This window comes from Streptomyces sp. NRRL F-5123, assembly GCF_000721495.1.
In the GTDB taxonomy this organism is placed as follows: domain Bacteria; phylum Actinomycetota; class Actinomycetes; order Streptomycetales; family Streptomycetaceae; genus Actinacidiphila.
The window spans coordinates 23,421-40,135 of the sequence record NZ_JOHY01000059.1 but is presented as its reverse complement, the minus strand read 5'-3'; the positions used below and the strand labels follow the sequence as shown (position 1 = coordinate 40,135).

Genomic DNA, 16,715 nt, shown 5'->3' with positions numbered 1-16,715 from the left:
GACGTCGGGGGACGGGCACGATCACCCCACCCACCCCCACCGGCAGGCAGCCGCCCACGCAACGCACGAGGGGCACGTCACCCCGCCCACCCCCACCCCCACCGGCGGCCGGCCGCCGACGAGACGTCGGGAGGGGGACGATCCGGGGGTGCCCCCGCAGGAATGCGCTACCCAGCGCGGCACCGACTCGGGAAGAGGGTGACGCGCATTCCGAGGAGGTACCCCCGGAGTGGCACCCGACCCACCCACCGAAGCAGAAGCGCGATGCCCCGCCGGGCAACAACAGGGGCGCGGGGCTGCATCTGACGTGCGGCCGCCGCTCGCGTGGGCGCGACCAGTCCCCACGGCGGGAAGATCGCGACGCCCACCCCAAGGGCCACCCCGGAGCGCACCCCCGCGAGAGTAAGGTCAGCCGGGATGGAGAAGACCCTGATCGTCACGAACGACTTCCCGCCGCGGCAGGGCGGGATCCAGTCCTTCGTGCACAGCATGGCCCTACGCCTCGACCCCGCGAAGGTCGTCGTCTACGCCTCGACGTGGCGCGACGGCACCGAGGTCGCCCGGTTCGACGCCGAGCAGCCCTTCCCCGTGGTGCGGGACCGTACCAAGATGCTGCTCCCGACGCCCCGCGTCACCCGCACCGCCGCCGAGCTGCTGCAGGCGCACGGCTGCTCCTCCGTGTGGTTCGGCGCCGCGGCCCCGCTGGGCCTGATGGCCCCGGCCCTGCGCAAGGCGGGCGCGTCCCGCCTCGTCGGCACGACGCACGGCCACGAGGCCGCGTGGGCCCAACTGCCCGGAAGCCGCACGCTGCTGCGCCGGATCGGCGAGGGCACCGACACGCTCACGTACCTCGGCGAGTACACGAGGTCGCGGATCGCGTCCGCGCTCACGGAACGCGCGGCGGCCCGCATGGTGCATCTGCCGCCGGGGGTGAACGAGAAGACCTTCCACCCGGGGTCGGGCGGCGCGGTGGTACGGGCGCGGCTGGGGCTCGCGGACCGGCCGGTGGTGGTGTGCGTGTCGCGGCTGGTGCCGCGCAAGGGGCAGGACACCCTGATCCTCGCGATGCCGCGGATCCTGCGGGACCAGCCGGACACCGCGCTGCTGGTCGTGGGCGGCGGGCCGTATCGGAGCGAGCTGGAGGCGCTGGCGGAGCGGACCGGCGTCGCGGGCGCGGTGCGCTTCACCGGGCCGGTCCCGGAGGCGGAGCTGCCCGCGCACTTCGGCGCGGGCGACGTCTTCGCGATGCCGTGCCGGACGCGGCGCGGCGGCCTGGACGTGGAGGGGCTCGGCATCGTCTACCTGGAGGCGTCGGCGACCGGACTGCCGGTTGTGGCGGGCGACTCGGGCGGGGCGCCCGACGCGGTGCTGCCCGGCGAGACGGGCTGGGTCGTCCCCGGCGGCTCCCCGGAGCTGGCGGCCGAACGCATCCTGGCCCTGCTCCGGGACGCGGACCTGCGCCGCACGATGGGCGAACGGGGCCGGGCGTGGGTGCACGAGGCCTGGCGATGGGACCTGCTGGCGGAACGCCTCCGCACCCTCCTGTGAGGGTGCGGCACCCGGCGGGAGCCGCCGCGCGGCGCAGAGCGCGCAGCGCAAACGCTCACCCTCGCGGCGAGCGCACCTCAGGCGCGCGGCACGCGCAGCGCGGCCAGTACCGGGAGGTGGTCGGTCGCCGCGTGGAGGTCCGCGTGGGTGACGCCCGGGACGGAGTGCGGGACCCCGCACCCGAGCACCTGCACCGGCTTGGTCGTGAAGACCGCGTCGATCCGCTGGTAGGGCTCGCGGACGTTGGTGACCTCGCCGCCCCACGGGGCGACGGCGAAGGCGTCCTGGAGCTCCGCCGCGATCCGGGTGAAGCCCGCCCGCTCGGGGGGCTCGTTGAAGTCGCCGCCGACGACGGCGTTCGGCTCGCCCATCGCGGCGACGCGCTCCAGCAGCAGGCCCGCCTGCTCGTGGCGCTCGACGGGGTCGAGGCTCAGGTGCGTGCTGACGGCGGCGATCCGCGCGCCGCCGATCCGCAGCACCGCGGTGGCGAAACCGCGCTGGTGCAGCGGCGGGTTGTGCGGCAGCAGCACGTCTTCGGTGTGCTCGACGTGCGCGCGCAGGGACGACAGGATCATCGGCCCCGCGGCTGTCGCGCCCCCGGTCACATGCACCAGACCGGTCGTACGTGCGAGGCGGGCCGCGGCCTTGCGCCATCGGAAGAACCGCGGGGCCTCCTGGACGAGGACGAGGTCGGGGGCGCAGGCTCGGATCACCCGGGCCAGCGCCGCCGTGTCGTCCCGCATCGAGCGGACGTTGTAGCTGAGCACGCGGATGATCGCCGAGTCGTGCTCGGTGGCGGAACTCGGCAGATCTTCCACGGTCATGTGATCAACCTAGCCCAGTCTCATCCCTGCCGCGCGAGGTCGGCGGCACCGACCAGCCCGGCCGTGCCGCCGAGTTGCGCGGCGAGCACCTGGGCGTGCGGGCGCCAGTCGCCGCCGATGAGCCAGCGCCGGAAGGACTTGCGGATCGGGTCGAGGACCAGCTCGCCCTCGTCCGACACGCCGCCGCCGACGATGAACGCGGACGGGTCGAAGAGCGAGGCCAGGTCGGCCAGACCCGCGCCCGCCCAACGGGCCAGCTCGCGGAAGGAGTCGACGGCGACCGGGTCGCCCTGCCGGGCCGCGGCGCTGATGTGCCGGCCCTCGATGCCGTCCACGGTGCCGTCGCCCAGCGCGAGCAGGGCCGCGGCGTTCTCCGGGGTGGCGTTGGCGCGCTGCTTGGCGTAGCGCACGAGCGCGCGGCCGGAGGCGTACTGCTCCCAGCAGCCCTGGCTGCCGCAGCCGCACAGCAGGCCGTCCGGCACCACACGGATGTGGCCGAACTCGGCCGCGACGCCGAAACGGCCGCGGCGCAGCTTGTTGCCGATGATGATGCCGCCGCCCAGACCTGTGCCGAGTGTGATGCAGATCACATCGGAGTGGCCCTGTCCCGCGCCGAAGCGGTACTCGCCCCACGCGGCCGCGTTGGCGTCGTTCTCCACGACGACCGGGAGTCCGACGCGCTGTTCGACCTTGTCCTTCAGTGCTTCGTGCCGCCAGTTGATGTTCGGCGCGAAGAGCACGGTGGCCCGCTTGTCGTCGACGTAACCGGCGGCGCCGATGCCGACGGCCTCGATCGAGTGACCGGTGCTGACCTGGCGTACCGCCTCGACGATCGCGTCGACGACGCCTTCGGGAGTCGGCGGCGTCGGCACCTTGACGGTCTCAAGGATCGAGCCTTCCTCGTCGACCACGCCGGCCGCGATCTTGGTGCCGCCGATGTCGACGCCGATGGTGAGTCCCATGTGTCCCTCAGTTTTCGGTCGTTCCCCGCTAAGAGAACCGTACCGGAGAGGGGGTCAGTCGAGGTCGATGTGTTCAGCGGTTGAACGCGCGGACCCTTCGCCGGAGGTCCAGCGGGATTCCGCTCCGGCCACTGCGGACCGGTATGCCGCCAGCAGTTCGGCCCCCGCGGCCGCGAGGTGGTCGAAGACGTCGGGATTCCGCTCCTTGATGGGTTCGACAACAGAACGCACCTGGGAGAGCATCCCCTGCGCCGCCAGCTGCACCGCGGGGTTGCGCAGCGCGGCCAGCCGCTCACCCACCGCGTCGCCGACCGCCTCGGCGAGACGCCGCAGCTCCTCCGCCGCGCTGCCCTGGCCCGACTCCTCACGGCGCCGGGCGTGCTCGGCCGCGATGTCCTCCGCGCTGGCCTTGGCCCACGCGTCGGGGTCCGGACGGTCCGTGGCTTCGCTCATGACGGTCTCCCAACGGGGCGCCGCGCTCGGGCCGCCTCCCTCCTCGACGGTACCCGAACGCCCGCCAGGACGGCCGGTGTCAGCGCGGCCCCGGGCGGCAGGAAGCCGCGGTCAGCGCGGCCAGAGCCCCGGGTCGGGCGTGAACCGCACCCGCAGTACGCCGTCCCGCAGCGCCGCGCCCTGCACGGTGCAGCGCCGCAGCGCGGACGGCAGCGGCATGATGCGGCGGAAACCCTCGGCGTCGACGACGAGTTCGTCCCCGCGCCGCACCAGGTCCAGCCCGTCCTTGCCGGCGCCCGGCAGCGGCAGCGACCACTCCAGGTACCCGTCCTCGCCGAGCCGGTCGAGGACGCTCCAGGGCTCGCCCTTACTGCCGAGCGCCGCCTTGTAAGGGCGGATGTCAGCGAGTGGCACCGCCAGCGCCTCCTCCGGCAGCCCCGCCTCCCGCCCCAGGTGGGGCAGTTCGTGCAGCGGCGTGCCGTCGGCCGCGCAGGCCTCCGTGAAGGACTTGAGCCGGTCGTGCTGCGCGGCGGCCAGCCCCGCCGTGAAGGGATCGGCGGCGCTCGCGGGCAGCAGCCGGTTGACGGCCACCGAGGCGGGGCCGAGGCCGTGCAGGGCCAGGCCCGTCCGGGCCGTGCGCAGCACCTCCGCGCCGTGGCCGGAGGGCTCGACGACCACCGTCACGGAGGTGCCCGGCGCGTCGATGACGGCCTGGACGGCGGCGAGTTCGCGGTCCGCGCGGGCCGCGGCGTCGTACGCCCACTCCGCGGGCATGGGCACCCCCGCGAGCTGGGCCAGGACGGGGCGCAGCGCGCGGGCGGCCTGCCGGTCGGCAGGCAGCAGCCGGGCGAGGTAGCGGCGCAGCTGCCCGGGCAGCGCGAGCAGCGTCACGGCCTCCCGCACCGGCGGCAGGTCGACGACGACGAGCCCCCACGCCGCGTCCTGCGCCGCCCGTACGGCCCGCAGCAGTGCCAGCGCCTCCGCGCCCGGCAGCGGCGTCAGCTCCTCCGGGTCCAGCGGCGCGGCGCCGAGCAGCGCGAGCAGGGTGCCGCCGCGGGACTGCAGGTCCAGCAGCGCGTCCTGGAAGGCGCCGCCGGGGTCCGTCCGGCGTACCGCCAGATCCGGCACCGCCCCGTCGAGGGCCGCGGCCGCGGTGCGCTCGCCGGTCAGCAGCAGCGTGCGGGTCCCGCTCCGGGCGGCCGCGGCGGCCGTCGCGGCGGCGACCGCGGTGCGGCCCGCCCCTCCGCCGCCGGTGACCAGCAGGGTGCGTACGGCCTCCGCGGGCATCAGCCCGCGGTCTCGGTGCCGGCGGCACCCTTGCCGAGCCCGACGGCCCCTGACCCGGCGGACCCGGAACCGGCAGCCCCAGCACCGGCCTCGCCCGCACCGGCCTCGCCCGACTCGACCCGTTTCTTCAGCCCGGCCAGCGCACGGTCGATGATGACCTTCTCGGCTTTGCGCTTGATCATGCCCAGCATGGGGATCTTGACGTCCACGGTGAGCTGGTAGGTGACCTCGGTGCGCCGGCCGCCGTCGAGCGGCACGAGCGCGTAGGAGCCGTCGAGGGTGCGCAGCATCTGGGACTTGACCAGCGACCAGTGCACCTCGTCGGCGCTCACCCAGGTGTAGGCGAGGGTGTGGTCGTCCTTGATGGCGCCCGCGTCGAGCAGCAGTCGCACCTGCTCGGCGCGCCCCTTCGCGTCCCGCGCGAGGACCTGGGCCTCCTTGACCTCACCGGTCCACTCCGGGTAGCGGTCGAAGTCGGCGATGACGCCCATGACAGCGGCCGGAGCCGCATCGATGGTGATGCTCGACCGTGTGTGTTCCGCCATCGCCGTGGCCCTCCAGGACTACTGGTGCAGGATGCCCCCGAAGGCTACCGCGCCCAGGTGGGAGCGGGCCGCGTGCGCCGCCCCGGGGGAGGGGGCCGCCTCACCACTCCAGGACCCACGGCTTGCGGGTGCGGTTGAAGTGGCCGACGTTGACGCACTCGGTGCGCCCGACGCGGGTGCGGGCCAGCAGCGGCTGGTGGACGTGGCCGAAGAGCGCGTACTTCGGCTGCACGCTGCGCACCGCGTCCAGCAGCGCCTCGCTGCCGCGCTCGAAGCGGCGCGCGACGGTGTCGTAGCACAGCTCCGGCAGCGCCGGCGGGATGTGCGAGCACAGCACGTCGACCTTGCCGAGCGCGGCGACCTTGGCGGCGTACTCCTCCTCGTCGATCTCGTACGGGGTGCGCATCGAGGTGCGCAGGCCGCCGCCGACGAAGCCGAGGACCAGGCCGCCCAGCTCCACCGTCGCGCCGTCCAGCACGGTCGTGCCGGGGCCGGCGTACTCCGGCCACAGGCCGGGGATGTCGACGTTGCCGTATGTGGCGTAGGTCGGGGTGGGGAAAGCGGCGAACAGCTCGGCGTACTGCTTGCGCACCGCGCTCTCGATCGCGGCCCGGCGGTCGATGCCCGCCCACAGCTGCGCGTCCAGCAGCCGCGCCTCGTCGAAGCGGCGGGCGGTGCGCAGCTCCACCATGCGGTCGGCGTTCTCGACGCCGAAGAGCTCGGGGAAGATGCCCCGCGCGTGGTCGGCGTAGTCGAGGAAGAGGATCAGGTCGCCGAGGCACACCAGCGCGTCCGCGCCCTCCCCGGCGCGGGCCAGCGCCTCCGTCGCGCCATGGACGTCGCTCACCACATGCACCCGCATGTTCCCAGCTTATAGCGCCGCCCCGCGCGCTCCCGGACCACGGTCCACCTGCGGATCCACCGCCGGCTGGACTACTCTTCCGGCGTCGGCCCACCGTGCCGGCCGGCGCGTGTGACGCTGGGAACATCTCCCCTGCGCCCCCTACCGCCGGAGCTTTACCGATCGGTAACGTCCAGTAGGTCCCCCGCCCTCCCTCCGGGTGCGCCGTGGCACCGATGAGGAGCAGCCGCCTTGCGTGAGTTCAGCCTTCCGGCCCTGTACGAGGTCCCCGCCGACGGCAACCTGACGGACCTGATCCGCCGCAACGCCGCCCAGCACCCGGACACACCCGTCCTCGGCCGCAAGGATCCCGCCGGTCACTGGCAGGACGTCACCGCGAGCGCCTTCCTCGCCGAGGTGCGATCCGCCGCCCGCGGCCTGGTCGCCGAAGGTGTGCAGCCCGGCGACCGGGTCGCCCTGATGTCCCGCACCCGCTACGAGTGGACGCTGCTGGACTTCGCGGTGTGGAGCGCGGGCGCGGTGACCGTGCCGGTCTACGAGACGTCCTCGCCCGAGCAGATCGAGTGGATCCTCGCCGACTCCGGGGCGGTCGCCGTCGTCGTCGAGTCGGACGCGCACGAGCGCGCGGTGGAGTCCGTACGGGAGCGGCTGCCGCTGCTCAAGCACGTGTGGCGGATCGACACCGGCGCCGTCGAGGCGCTCGCGGCGGCGGGCGGCGGCGTCGCCGACGCCGTCCTGGACGAGCGGAGCGCGGGCGCCAACGCCGACTCGCCCGCGACCGTCGTCTACACCTCCGGTACCACCGGCCGCCCCAAGGGCTGCGTGCTCAGCCACCGCAGCTTCTTCGCCGAGTGCGGCAACGTCCTGGAGCGCCTCGCCCCGCTCTTCCGCACCGGCGAGTCCTCGATCCTGCTCTTCCTGCCGCTCGCGCACGTGCTGGGGCGCCTCGCCGAGGTCGCGAGCGTCATGGCGCCGATCCGGCTCGGCCACGTCCCCGACGTCAAGAACCTCACCGGCGACCTCCAGGGCTTCCGGCCCACCCTGATCCTCGGGGTGCCGCGGGTCTTCGAGAAGGTCTACAACACCGCCCGCGCCACCGCGCAGGCCGGCGGCAAGGGGAGGATCTTCGACCGCGCCGCCGCCACCGCCGTCGCGTACAGCCGCGCCCTGGACACCCCGGGCGGCCCGTCGCTGCGACTGCGGACGGCGCACAAGGTCTTCGACCGGCTCGTCTACGCCAAGCTGCGCGCGGTGCTCGGCGGCCGGGCCACGCACGCCATCTCCGGCGGCGCCCCGCTCGGCGAGCGGCTCGGCCACTTCTACCGCGGCATCGGCTTCACCGTGCTGGAGGGCTACGGCCTCACCGAGTCCTGCGCGGCCACCGCCTTCAACCCGTGGGACCGCCCGAAGATGGGAACCGTCGGCCAGCCGCTGCCCGGCTCCACCATCCGCATCTCCGACGACGGCGAGGTGCTGCTGTACGGCGAGCACCTCTTCACCGGGTACTGGAACAACGAGCCGGCCACGGCCGAGGCGATGGGCAACGGCTGGTTCCACACCGGCGACATCGGCACCCTCGACGAGGACGGCTACCTCACGATCACCGGCCGCAAGAAGGAGATCATCGTCACCGCGGGCGGCAAGAACGTCGCCCCCGCGGTGATCGAGGACCGGATCCGGGCGCACGCGCTGGTGGCCGAGTGCATGGTCGTCGGCGACGGCCGCCCCTTCGTCGGCGCGCTCGTCACCCTCGACGAGGAATTCCTGCCGCGCTGGGCCGAGCAGCACGGCAAGGCCGGCCGCACGGTCGCCGAGCTGGCCGCCGACCCGGATCTGCTGGCCGCCGTGCAGCAGGCCGTCGACGAGGGCAACGCGGCGGTCTCGCGCGCCGAGTCGGTGCGCAAGTTCCGCATCCTGCCGGGGCAGTTCACCGAGGAGTCCGGGCACCTGACGCCGTCCCTGAAGCTCAAGCGTTCGGTCGTGCTCGCCGATTACGCCGCCGAGGTCGAGGCGCTGTACGCCCGCTGAGCCCGCAGGGCGCGCACCCCGCCGTGCCCTGCGGGGCTCAGACGACCGCGCCGCGCCCCGGGTCGTCGTCGTCCTCGTCCTCGTCCGTGCGCATCCGCGCCACCAGCGTGGCGAAGCCGCCCAGGAAGCCGCCGACGCCCACCGTCGCCGCCCACCAGGTCATCTCGATCTGGAAGAGCACGAACGCGAGCAGCAGCAGCGGCCCGCCCAGAACCGCGATCCAGGCGAACTTCGTCGTGACGTCCGCCTCCGGCAGCGGCGGCGGCTCGGGCGGCACGAAATGCGCGTCCTCGTCGTCGTCGGGCACCTCGTAGTCGCGCGGCCCGCGGATCACCGGGTGGATCACGATCGTCCGGTCGGACTGCGGCGGCGCGGTGCTCACCGCCGCCGGGTCGGTCGCGTCGGGGCCCGGCTCGGGCTCGGCGTCCGGGTCCGCGGTCACCGCGGCCTTCGCCGGCCGGACGTTCTCCGCCTCCGGCCAGGCCTCGGTGCCGGGCTCCGGCTCCTCGTCGTAGCCCGCGACGAGTGCGGCCCAGACCGCCTCCTCGTCCAGCGGGGTGTCCGGGCGCGGCGGCTCCTCCTCGTGCGGAGCGGTGCCCTCGTCCTCGCGGTCAGCCACCGGCCGTGCCCTCCTTCAGCGCGCCGCCCGCCCCGTCCGCGGGCACCGCCGCGGAGAGGCGCTCGACGAAGGCGTAGGACTCCGCGAAGATCCGCTCCGCGTCGTTGTCCAGGGTGGCGACGTGGAAGCTGTCCTCCAGGACGATCTCCGTCACGTCCGTGGACGACACCGAACTCAGCACCACCGCCGAGTTCGACGGGTCCACCACATGGTCCACCCGGCTGTGCAGCAGCAGCAGCGGCTGCGTGACCTGCGGCAGCCCGGCACGGACCACCGGCCACAGCTGGTTCAAGGCGTGCACCCCGTGCAAGGGGACACGGTCGTAGCCGGTCTCGACGACGCCCTCGCGCGCTATGTCGCTGGCGATGCCCTTGACCGAGGGCACGATGTGCCGCAGCAGCGCCGCCGCCCGCAGTTTCGGGCTGTCGGCCTTCACCGACGGGTTGACCAGCACCACACCGCTGACCGCCGTGCCGTGCTTGGCCGCGAGCCGCAGCGCGAGTGTGCCGCCCATCGACAGGCCGCCGACGAAGACCCGCGAGCAGCGGTCGCCCAGCGCGAGCAGCTCACGCTCCACCTCGGCGTACCAGTCCTGCCAGCCGGTCATCGCCATCTCCTGCCACCGGGTGCCGTGCCCCGGCAGCAGCGGCACCGACACCGTCAGGCCGCGGTCGGCCAGATGTCCGGCCCACGGGCGCATGGACTGCGGCGAGCCGGTGAAACCGTGACAGAGCAGCACGCCGGTCGTTCCGCCGTCATGGCGGTACGGTTCGGCTCCTGGCAGCAACGGCACCGCTGGGCTCCTGTTCTGAAGGGATCCGAGGGTGTTCCTGGGGCTCCGCGGGCGTGAAACCGCGAACCCGGGTACACGAGGTACACGGAGGTCGGACGTTCAGCGTACGCGGCTGCGATACCTGGCGGTAAGCCCCGTCAGGACCAGCCGTACCCGCCCCGTGGCGCTATGGTCGGTGCGACGGCTACAGGAGGTCCGGGTTGTTCTACGGCGCGATGAAGATCGCCATCGGTTCGCCGCTCAAGGCGGCCTTCCGGCCCTGGGTCGAGGGCCTTGAGCACATCCCTGCCGAGGGTCCGGCGATCCTCGCGAGCAACCACTTGTCCTTCTCGGACTCCTTCTTCCTCCCGGCGGTGCTCGACCGCAAGGTCACCTTCATCGCGAAGGAGGAGTACTTCAACTCGCCGGGCGTCAAGGGCAAGCTCACCGCCGCGTTCTTCAAGGGCGTCGGCCAGCTCCCCGTCGACCGCTCCGGCGCCCGGGGCGCGGGCGAGGCCGCCGTCAAGAGCGGGGTCGCGGTCCTGGCCCGCGGCGAGCTGTTCGGCATCTACCCTGAGGGCACGCGCTCCCCGGACGGCCGCCTCTACCGGGGCAAGCCCGGCGGCCTCGCCCGTGTCGCGCTGGCCAGCGGGGCGCCGGTCATCCCGGTGGCGATGATCGACACGGAGAAGGTGCAGCCGGTCGGCAAGGTCGTCCCGAAGCTCTCGGTCCGCCCGGGGATCCGCATCGGCAAGCCGCTCAACTTCTCCCGCTACGCCGGGATGGAGGCCGACCGCTTCATCCTGCGGTCGATCACGGACGAGGTCATGTACGAGATCATGAAGCTCTCGGGCCAGGAGTACGTGGACATCTACGCGACCGCCGCCAAGCGGCTGCTCGCCGAGTCCGCCAAACCCTCCGCGGCCGAGCGGTAGGCGGGCCTCGCCCTTGCGCAGGGCGGCGCGCGTTTCCGGGCTGCGGCTGCGCCGCCGGGCGAGCGTTTTCAGGGGCGCGTGGGAGGTGCCCCCACGCGCCCCTGGTGGTGCGGGCCCCACCCAGTAGGCTCGCCTCCCGAGGGGGAGACATGCGCATGTCGGTGGAGGGGCCGCTGTGGCGGGCCCTGGTGGCGTACCGGGTGCTGACGTGCGGGTACGCGATCGCCGTCTTCGTCTACGCCTACGACGACCTGAAGCACCCGCTGATCGGCGGGATCTACCTGGGCGTCCTGGGGGTGTGGACCCTGTCCACGCTCGGCCGGGTGCGCTCGGCCGAGCGCTGCACCCGCGGCTTCCTCGCGACCGACCTCGCGCTCGCGCTCAGCGGGATACTCCTCACGATGGTCGTGGACACCCACGCCCGGATCGAGGAGGGCGCCTTCACGCTGCCGTCGATCTGGACGGCCGGCTCCGTGCTGGCCTTCGCGGTCAAGGGCGGGTGGCGGTGGGCCGCCGTCGCGTCCTCGCTGGTGGCGCTCGCCGACCTGGTGGAGCGCGGCAGCGGCGCCGGGCGGGACACGCTGCGCAACGTCCTGCTGGTGTGGGTCGCGAGCATCGGCATCGGCTACGTCGTCGAGGTGGCCAGGATCAGCGAGCGCACGCTCGCCCGCGCGCTGCAGATCGAGGCGGCCACCCGGGAGCGGGAGCGGCTCGCGCGGGACATCCACGACGGGGTGCTCCAGGTGCTGGCGATGGTGCAGCGGCGCGGTGACCAGGCGGGGGGAGAGGCCGCCGAGCTGGGCCGGATGGCGGGCGAGCAGGAGGTGGCGCTGCGCGGTCTGATCAGCGGCGCCCCGGTGCCCGCGCCGCGCCCCGGGGAGGAGCCCGCGGGGCCCTCGGACCTGCGCGCGCTGCTCGCCCCGTACGCGTCGGCCCGGGTGACGGTGTCCGCGCCGGGCACCCCCGTGCCGGTGGAGCCGGCGGCGGGCGCGGAGCTGGCGGCGGCGGTGGGGGCCGCGCTGGACAACGTGGCGGTGCACGCCGGCGAGGGGGCGCGGGCGTGGATCCTGGTGGAGGACGAGCCGGACGCGGTGCTGGTGACCGTGCGGGACGACGGCCCCGGCATCCCCGAGGGGCGGCTCGCCGCGGCCGCGGCGGAAGGGCGGCTCGGGGCGGCCCAGTCGATCCGCGGCCGGCTGCGCGACCTGGGCGGCAGTGCGCAGTGGCTGTCGCTGCCGGGCGAGGGCACCGAGGTGGAGCTGCGGCTGCCCAAGGCGGCGCAGGCGGGGGAGAGGGCCGGGGCGACCGGCACGAGCGGAGGGGGAGCGGCATGACGACCGCGGACGGGGCGGCGCAGCAGCCGCCGGTCACGGTGATGGTGGTGGACGACCACCCGATGTGGCGGGACGCGGTGGCCCGCGACCTGGGCGAGGCGGGCTTCCGGGTGGTGGCGACCGCGGGCGACGGGCCCGAGGCGATCCGCCGCGCGCGGGCCGCCCGCCCGCAGGTGCTGGTGCTGGACCTCAACCTGCCGGGCGCGTCCGGCGTGCGGGTCTGCAAGGAGGTCCTCGCGGTCGACCCGGCGGTGCGGGTGCTGGTGCTGTCGGCGAGCGGCGAGCACGCGGACGTACTGGAAGCGGTCAAATCCGGGGCGACCGGCTACCTGCTCAAGTCGGCCGGTCGGGAGGAGCTGGTGGACGCGGTGCGCAGGACCGCGGTGGGGGACCCGGTCTTCACCCCGGGCCTGGCCGGGCTGGTGCTGGGTGAGTACCGGCGGCTGGCCACCGACCCGCCGCCGGCCGCGGCGGACGGCCCCGCGGCGCCGCGGCTGACCGAGCGCGAGACGGAGGTGCTGCGGCTGGTCGCGAAGGGGCTGAGCTACAAGCAGATAGCCGCCCGCCTGGTCATTTCGCACCGTACGGTGCAGAACCACGTCCAGAACACCCTCGGAAAGCTCCAGTTGCACAACCGTGTGGAGCTTGTCCGGTATGCGATCGAAGCCGGACTCGACGACGATCGGGAGACTTGCACGGACGGCGACATGTGACCCAAGTCACGCTAGCTTGGCGGGAGTTGCACTTCCGGCACAGCTGGCCTGCGACGAAGGGAAAAGTCCATGCGAGTCGGAGTCCTGACCGGCGGCGGAGACTGCCCCGGCCTCAATGCGGTCATCCGCGGCATCGTGCGCAAAGGCGTCCAGGAATACGGTTACGACTTCACCGGCTTCCGCGACGGCTGGCGCGGCCCCCTGGAGGGGGACACCGTACGGCTCGACATACCGGCCGTCCGCGGCATACTGCCCCGCGGCGGCACCATACTCGGCTCCTCGCGCACCAACCCGCTCAAGGTCGAGGGCGGCACGCGCCGGGTCCTGGAGACACTGGCGGCGGAGGGCGTCGACGCGCTCATCGTCATCGGCGGTGAGGACACCCTCGGGGTCGCCGCCCAACTGCACGCCGAGACCGGTCTGAAGGTCGTCGGCGTGCCCAAGACCATCGACAACGACCTGTCGGCCACCGACTACACCTTCGGCTTCGACACCGCCGTCAACATCGCCACCGAGGCCATCGACCGGCTGCACACCACTGCGGAGTCGCACATGCGGGTCCTGGTGGTCGAGGTCATGGGCCGGCACGCGGGCTGGATCGCGCTGCACTCCGGCCTGGCCGGCGGGGCGAACGCGATCCTCATCCCCGAGCACCGCTTCGACCTCGACCAGGTGTGCGGCTGGGTCGAGAGCCGTTTCAAGATCCGCTACGCGCCCATCGTGGTCGTCGCGGAGGGCGCCATGCCGCGCGACGGCGACATGGTCCTCAAGGACGGCACCCTCGACTCCTTCGGGCACGTCCGGCTGTCCGGCATCGGCGAGTGGCTCGCCGCCCAGATCGAGAAGCGCACCGGGAAGGAGGCCAGGACCACCGTTCTCGGCCATGTCCAGCGCGGCGGCACCCCCAGCGCCTTCGACCGCTGGCTCGCCACCCGCTTCGGGCTGCACGCCGTCGACGCCGTCCGGGACGGCGACTTCGGGAAGATGGTCGCGCTGCGCGCCACCGACATCGTGCGGGTGCCGATCGGCGACGCGACCGCCCGGATCAAGACCGTGGAACCCGCCCTCTACGCCGAGGCGGGCGTCTTCTTCGGCTGACCTTGCCGCGGACGACACCTCTGATTTATCTTCCCTGCACCCGGCTAGTCCGGCCGCTTCGTTCCCCCCTTTGAGCACTTGAGGAGCGCCCGGTATGACGGGTGTGGCGAGCGGGCTCATGACGCCCGTACTGGCGGTCGCAGGCGGCACCGCATCCGGCAAGTCCACCCTTGCCGAAGCGTTGGCGCGGCACCACCCCGACAGCGTCGGCCTGATCCATCTCGACGACTTCTACGTTCCCGCGCACGATCCGCTGCGCGGTGTCCGGACACGCAGCGCCACCGGCGCGGAGACCCTGGACTGGAACCATCCGGGGTCCATCGACGAGGACGCGGTCACGGCCGCCCTCGACACCGCCGCCGGGTCCGGGCGGTACCGCCTGCTCGTGGTCGAGGGCCTGTTCGCGCTCACGCTGCCCGCGGTGTCCGCCCGGGCCGCCTGGCGTGTCTACGTGGACACGCCCGACGACATCCGGCTGGCCCGGAAGATCCTCCGCAAGATCGAGGTCCAGCGGCAGGACCCCCGGGTGTCGCTGCTCAACTACCTGACCACCGGCCGGGAGCGGCACCACGCGCACGTGGCGCCGTCCCGCATGCTCGCCGACCTGGTGGTGGACGGCACCGGCGACGAGTACGCGATGATCGCCGAGGTGCTGACCCTCATCGGCCCGGTGCTGGCCGAGCCGGTGCTCGCCGACTCGGCCGTGGACGCCAGCTGCTACCGGGAGACGGCTTGACGGCGGCCGTTCACCGCACCGGCGCCAGCACCCCCGCGAGCAGCCCGGCGGCGATCTCCACGCCATTGAGCGTCAGCACCGACTCCGGGTGGAACTGCACCCCGGCGAAGCCCGGCCCGCGCATCGCGTGGACGTCGCCCGTCGCCGGGTCGCGGCTCAGCTCCACGCGGTGCATCGCCAGTTCCTCGGCCGTGGTGGCGTCGCAGCGCGCGGTGAAGGAGTTGTAGAAGCCGACCGTCTCGCGGCGCCCGAAGAGGTCCACGGTGAGCTGCGCGCCCTGGAAGGGCTCGTCCTTGCGCACCAGGTCCAGGCCCAGCTCGGCGGCGAGCAGCTCGTGGCCCAGGCACACCCCGAGCAGCCCGTGCGGGTGGTCGCGCACCAGCTCGGCGGTCAGCGCGCGCAGGAAGCGCATCTTGGGGTCGGCGGTGTCGGCCGGGTCGCCGGGCCCGGGGCCGAGCACGACCGGGCCCGGGTGCGCGAGGGCCGCCTCCCGCAGGCCCGGCTCGTCGTAGCGGCGCACGGTCACCGCGTGGCCCGTCGAGCGCAGCAGGTGGGCCAGCATCGAGGTGAAGGTGTCCTCGGCGTCGACGACCAGCGCGTGCGCGGCGGGCTCGGGGTGCCGCTCCTGCATCCGCAGCCAGAACGGCGCCAGGTGCGCCCGGCGGGAGTCCAGCGCGGCCCGTACCCGGATGTCGTCGGCCAGCCGCGGCCGGGGCGCGTCCGGCGTACCGGCGGGGGCCGGGCGCACGCCCAGCGCGGTGAGCACGCCGGCCGCCTTGGCGTGCGTCTCGGCGACCTCCGCCTCCGGGCGGGAGTGCCGCACCAGCGTCGCCCCGACCGGCACCCGCAGCTCGCCCGCGGGGGAGATGTCGGCGGTGCGGATGAGGATGGGGGAGTCCAGCGTCTGCGCGCCGCCCGCGTCCCGGCCGACGAGGGCGAGCGCCCCGGCGTAGTAGCCGCGGCCGTCCTCCTCGTGGCGCTCGATGACCCGGCAGGCGTTCTGCACCGGCGAGCCGGTCACGGTCGCGGCGAACATCGTCTCGCGCAGCACGTCGCGCACGTCCATGGTGGAGCGCCCGCGCAGCTCGTACTCGGTGTGCGCGAGGTGCGCCATCTCCTTCAGCCGCGGGCCGACCACGACCCCGCCCAGGTCGCAGACGGTGCACATCATCTTGAGCTCCTCGTCGACGACCATCGTCAGCTCCTCGGCCTCCTTGGGGTCGGCGAGGAAGTCCAGCAGTCCCTGGGAGCTGGGGCCCTGCGCGGGGTAGCGGTAGGTGCCGCTGATCGGGTTCATCACGACGGTGTGGCCGGACATCCGCACGTGCACCTCGGGGCTCGCGCCGACGAGGGTGCGCTCCGGGGTGTGCACGACGTACGTCCAGTAGGCGCCGCGCTCGCCGCGCAGCAGCCGGGCGAAGAGGGCCAGCGCGGCGGCCGGGCCGTAGCCGGGGACGCGGCCGCGGAAGGTGCGGCGGATCACGAAGTTGGCGCCCTCGCCGCGGCCGATCTCGTCCTCGATGACCCGCCGCACGATGGCCGCGTAGTCCTCGTCGGAGGTGTCGAAGGCACCGCCGGCCACCTCGACGGGGGTGTCGGGCAGCGCCTCCAGCAGTTCGGCGAGCGGCAGCTCGTACGTGGCGTCGGGGAGCAGCACGGCCAGCGGGGTGCCGTCGTCGCGGACGTCGAAGCCGCGCTCGCGGATCTGCCGGAAGGGCACGAGCGCGAGCGCGTCGGTACGGGCACCGCCCTCCGGGCTCCCGCCCGGCAGCGGGATGTCGGCGAGCGCGGCGACCGTGGTGACGGGCCCGGTCAGCACCTCCACGACGTCCTCGGGGCGCCCCGGCGTCCGGCGGTGCAGCAGGGCGAACGGCGGGTGGCCGGGGGTGAGCAGACGCGCGACGAGCGCGGCGGCGGCAGGGCTCTCAGGGGTGTGCGGCACGGTCGGTGGTCCTTCCTTGACGGGGAGGAGGGGCGGCGACCGGCCGGAGATACGCCG

Annotated in this window: 16 protein-coding genes; 7 read left to right on the top strand and 9 right to left on the bottom strand. The window is 73.9% G+C overall.

Translation table 11 applies throughout. The features are described 5' to 3' along the window. Nucleotides 1-417: 417 nt before the first annotated feature. Nucleotides 418-1,548 (top strand): glycosyltransferase family 4 protein, encoded by a 1,131-nt coding sequence (locus IH54_RS0132420; protein ID WP_031523843.1) that lies wholly within the window; start codon nt 418-420, stop codon nt 1,546-1,548. Between the two features lie 77 nt (nt 1,549-1,625). Here IH54_RS0132420 and IH54_RS0132415 read toward each other — a convergent pair whose 3' ends face one another. From IH54_RS0132415 to IH54_RS0132390, 6 genes are all read right to left on the bottom strand, one after another. Next, a complete protein-coding gene (locus tag IH54_RS0132415) occupies nt 1,626-2,372 on the bottom strand; it encodes an endonuclease/exonuclease/phosphatase family protein (protein WP_031523841.1) in 747 nt (248 codons plus the stop codon). A gap of 20 nt (nt 2,373-2,392) precedes the next feature. Further along, nucleotides 2,393-3,334, bottom strand: a complete 942-nt coding sequence (locus IH54_RS0132410) for an ROK family glucokinase (protein ID WP_031523839.1) — start codon at nt 3,332-3,334, stop codon at nt 2,393-2,395. Nucleotides 3,335-3,388: 54 nt separating this feature from the next. Then, a complete protein-coding gene (locus IH54_RS0132405; protein ID WP_043182938.1) occupies nt 3,389-3,787 on the bottom strand; it encodes a DUF5304 family protein in 399 nt (132 codons plus the stop codon). Nucleotides 3,788-3,898: 111 nt separating this feature from the next. Then, a complete protein-coding gene (locus IH54_RS0132400; RefSeq protein WP_031523834.1) occupies nt 3,899-5,074 on the bottom strand; it encodes an ArsA family ATPase in 1,176 nt (391 codons plus the stop codon). Next, nucleotides 5,074-5,619, bottom strand: coding sequence for an SRPBCC family protein (locus IH54_RS0132395; protein WP_078862693.1), 546 nt, complete (start codon nt 5,617-5,619; stop codon nt 5,074-5,076). Before IH54_RS0132395 ends, IH54_RS0132400 begins: the two co-directional genes overlap by 1 nt. 100 nt (nt 5,620-5,719) lie before the next feature. Further along, a complete protein-coding gene (locus tag IH54_RS0132390; RefSeq protein ID WP_031523829.1) occupies nt 5,720-6,481 on the bottom strand; it encodes a metallophosphoesterase family protein in 762 nt (253 codons plus the stop codon). A gap of 231 nt (nt 6,482-6,712) precedes the next feature. On the opposite strand from IH54_RS0132390, the gene IH54_RS0132385 reads away from it, so the two are divergent. Beyond that, nucleotides 6,713-8,509, top strand: a complete 1,797-nt coding sequence (locus tag IH54_RS0132385) for an AMP-dependent synthetase/ligase (RefSeq protein ID WP_031523827.1) — start codon at nt 6,713-6,715, stop codon at nt 8,507-8,509. Nucleotides 8,510-8,546: 37 nt separating this feature from the next. Here IH54_RS0132385 and IH54_RS0132380 read toward each other — a convergent pair whose 3' ends face one another. Then, a complete protein-coding gene (locus tag IH54_RS0132380; RefSeq protein ID WP_031523825.1) occupies nt 8,547-9,128 on the bottom strand; it encodes a hypothetical protein in 582 nt (193 codons plus the stop codon). Next, nucleotides 9,121-9,921 (bottom strand): alpha/beta hydrolase, encoded by an 801-nt coding sequence (locus tag IH54_RS0132375; protein ID WP_031523822.1) that lies wholly within the window; start codon nt 9,919-9,921, stop codon nt 9,121-9,123. The genes IH54_RS0132380 and IH54_RS0132375 overlap by 8 nt, the downstream gene beginning before the upstream one ends. Before the next feature lie 200 nt (nt 9,922-10,121). Between IH54_RS0132375 and IH54_RS0132370 the strand changes: the two genes are divergently transcribed. The 5 genes from IH54_RS0132370 (at nt 10,122) to IH54_RS0132350 (ending at nt 14,716) form a co-directional block, all read left to right on the top strand. Further along, a complete protein-coding gene (locus tag IH54_RS0132370) occupies nt 10,122-10,835 on the top strand; it encodes a lysophospholipid acyltransferase family protein (protein WP_031523819.1) in 714 nt (237 codons plus the stop codon). 149 nt (nt 10,836-10,984) lie between these two features. Further along, nucleotides 10,985-12,169 carry a MacS family sensor histidine kinase gene (gene macS / locus IH54_RS0132365; RefSeq protein WP_420711815.1) on the top strand — a complete coding sequence of 395 codons (1,185 nt, stop codon included), beginning with the start codon at nt 10,985-10,987 and terminating at the stop codon, nt 12,167-12,169. Beyond that, on the top strand, nt 12,166-12,882 hold the full coding sequence (locus IH54_RS0132360) for a response regulator (protein ID WP_031523815.1): 717 nt from the start codon (nt 12,166-12,168) through the stop codon (nt 12,880-12,882). The genes macS and IH54_RS0132360 overlap by 4 nt, the downstream gene beginning before the upstream one ends. A gap of 69 nt (nt 12,883-12,951) precedes the next feature. Further along, nucleotides 12,952-13,980 (top strand): 6-phosphofructokinase, encoded by a 1,029-nt coding sequence (locus IH54_RS0132355; RefSeq protein ID WP_031523813.1) that lies wholly within the window; start codon nt 12,952-12,954, stop codon nt 13,978-13,980. Between the two features lie 94 nt (nt 13,981-14,074). Continuing rightward, nucleotides 14,075-14,716, top strand: a complete 642-nt coding sequence (locus tag IH54_RS0132350; protein ID WP_052398123.1) for a uridine kinase family protein — start codon at nt 14,075-14,077, stop codon at nt 14,714-14,716. A 10-nt stretch (nt 14,717-14,726) separates the two neighbouring features. Here IH54_RS0132350 and IH54_RS0132345 read toward each other — a convergent pair whose 3' ends face one another. Beyond that, a complete protein-coding gene (locus IH54_RS0132345) occupies nt 14,727-16,658 on the bottom strand; it encodes an anthranilate synthase family protein (RefSeq protein ID WP_052398122.1) in 1,932 nt (643 codons plus the stop codon). Between the last annotated feature and the right edge of the window lie 57 nt (nt 16,659-16,715).

Excerpts from the sequence above, each read along its gene's own strand:
- IH54_RS0132420 (WP_031523843.1), top strand. The coding sequence starts at position 418 with ATGGAGAAGACCCTGATCGTCACGAACGACTTCCCGCCGCGGCAGGGC.
- IH54_RS0132415 (WP_031523841.1), bottom strand. The coding sequence starts at position 2,372 with ATGACCGTGGAAGATCTGCCGAGTTCCGCCACCGAGCACGACTCGGCG.
- IH54_RS0132410 (WP_031523839.1), bottom strand. The coding sequence starts at position 3,334 with ATGGGACTCACCATCGGCGTCGACATCGGCGGCACCAAGATCGCGGCC.
- IH54_RS0132405 (WP_043182938.1), bottom strand. The coding sequence starts at position 3,787 with ATGAGCGAAGCCACGGACCGTCCGGACCCCGACGCGTGGGCCAAGGCC.
- IH54_RS0132400 (WP_031523834.1), bottom strand. The coding sequence starts at position 5,074 with ATGCCCGCGGAGGCCGTACGCACCCTGCTGGTCACCGGCGGCGGAGGG.
- IH54_RS0132395 (WP_078862693.1), bottom strand. The coding sequence starts at position 5,619 with ATGGCGGAACACACACGGTCGAGCATCACCATCGATGCGGCTCCGGCC.
- IH54_RS0132390 (WP_031523829.1), bottom strand. The coding sequence starts at position 6,481 with ATGCGGGTGCATGTGGTGAGCGACGTCCATGGCGCGACGGAGGCGCTG.
- macS (WP_420711815.1), top strand. The coding sequence starts at position 10,985 with ATGCGCATGTCGGTGGAGGGGCCGCTGTGGCGGGCCCTGGTGGCGTAC.
- IH54_RS0132360 (WP_031523815.1), top strand. The coding sequence starts at position 12,166 with ATGACGACCGCGGACGGGGCGGCGCAGCAGCCGCCGGTCACGGTGATG.
- IH54_RS0132355 (WP_031523813.1), top strand. The coding sequence starts at position 12,952 with ATGCGAGTCGGAGTCCTGACCGGCGGCGGAGACTGCCCCGGCCTCAAT.
- IH54_RS0132350 (WP_052398123.1), top strand. The coding sequence starts at position 14,075 with ATGACGGGTGTGGCGAGCGGGCTCATGACGCCCGTACTGGCGGTCGCA.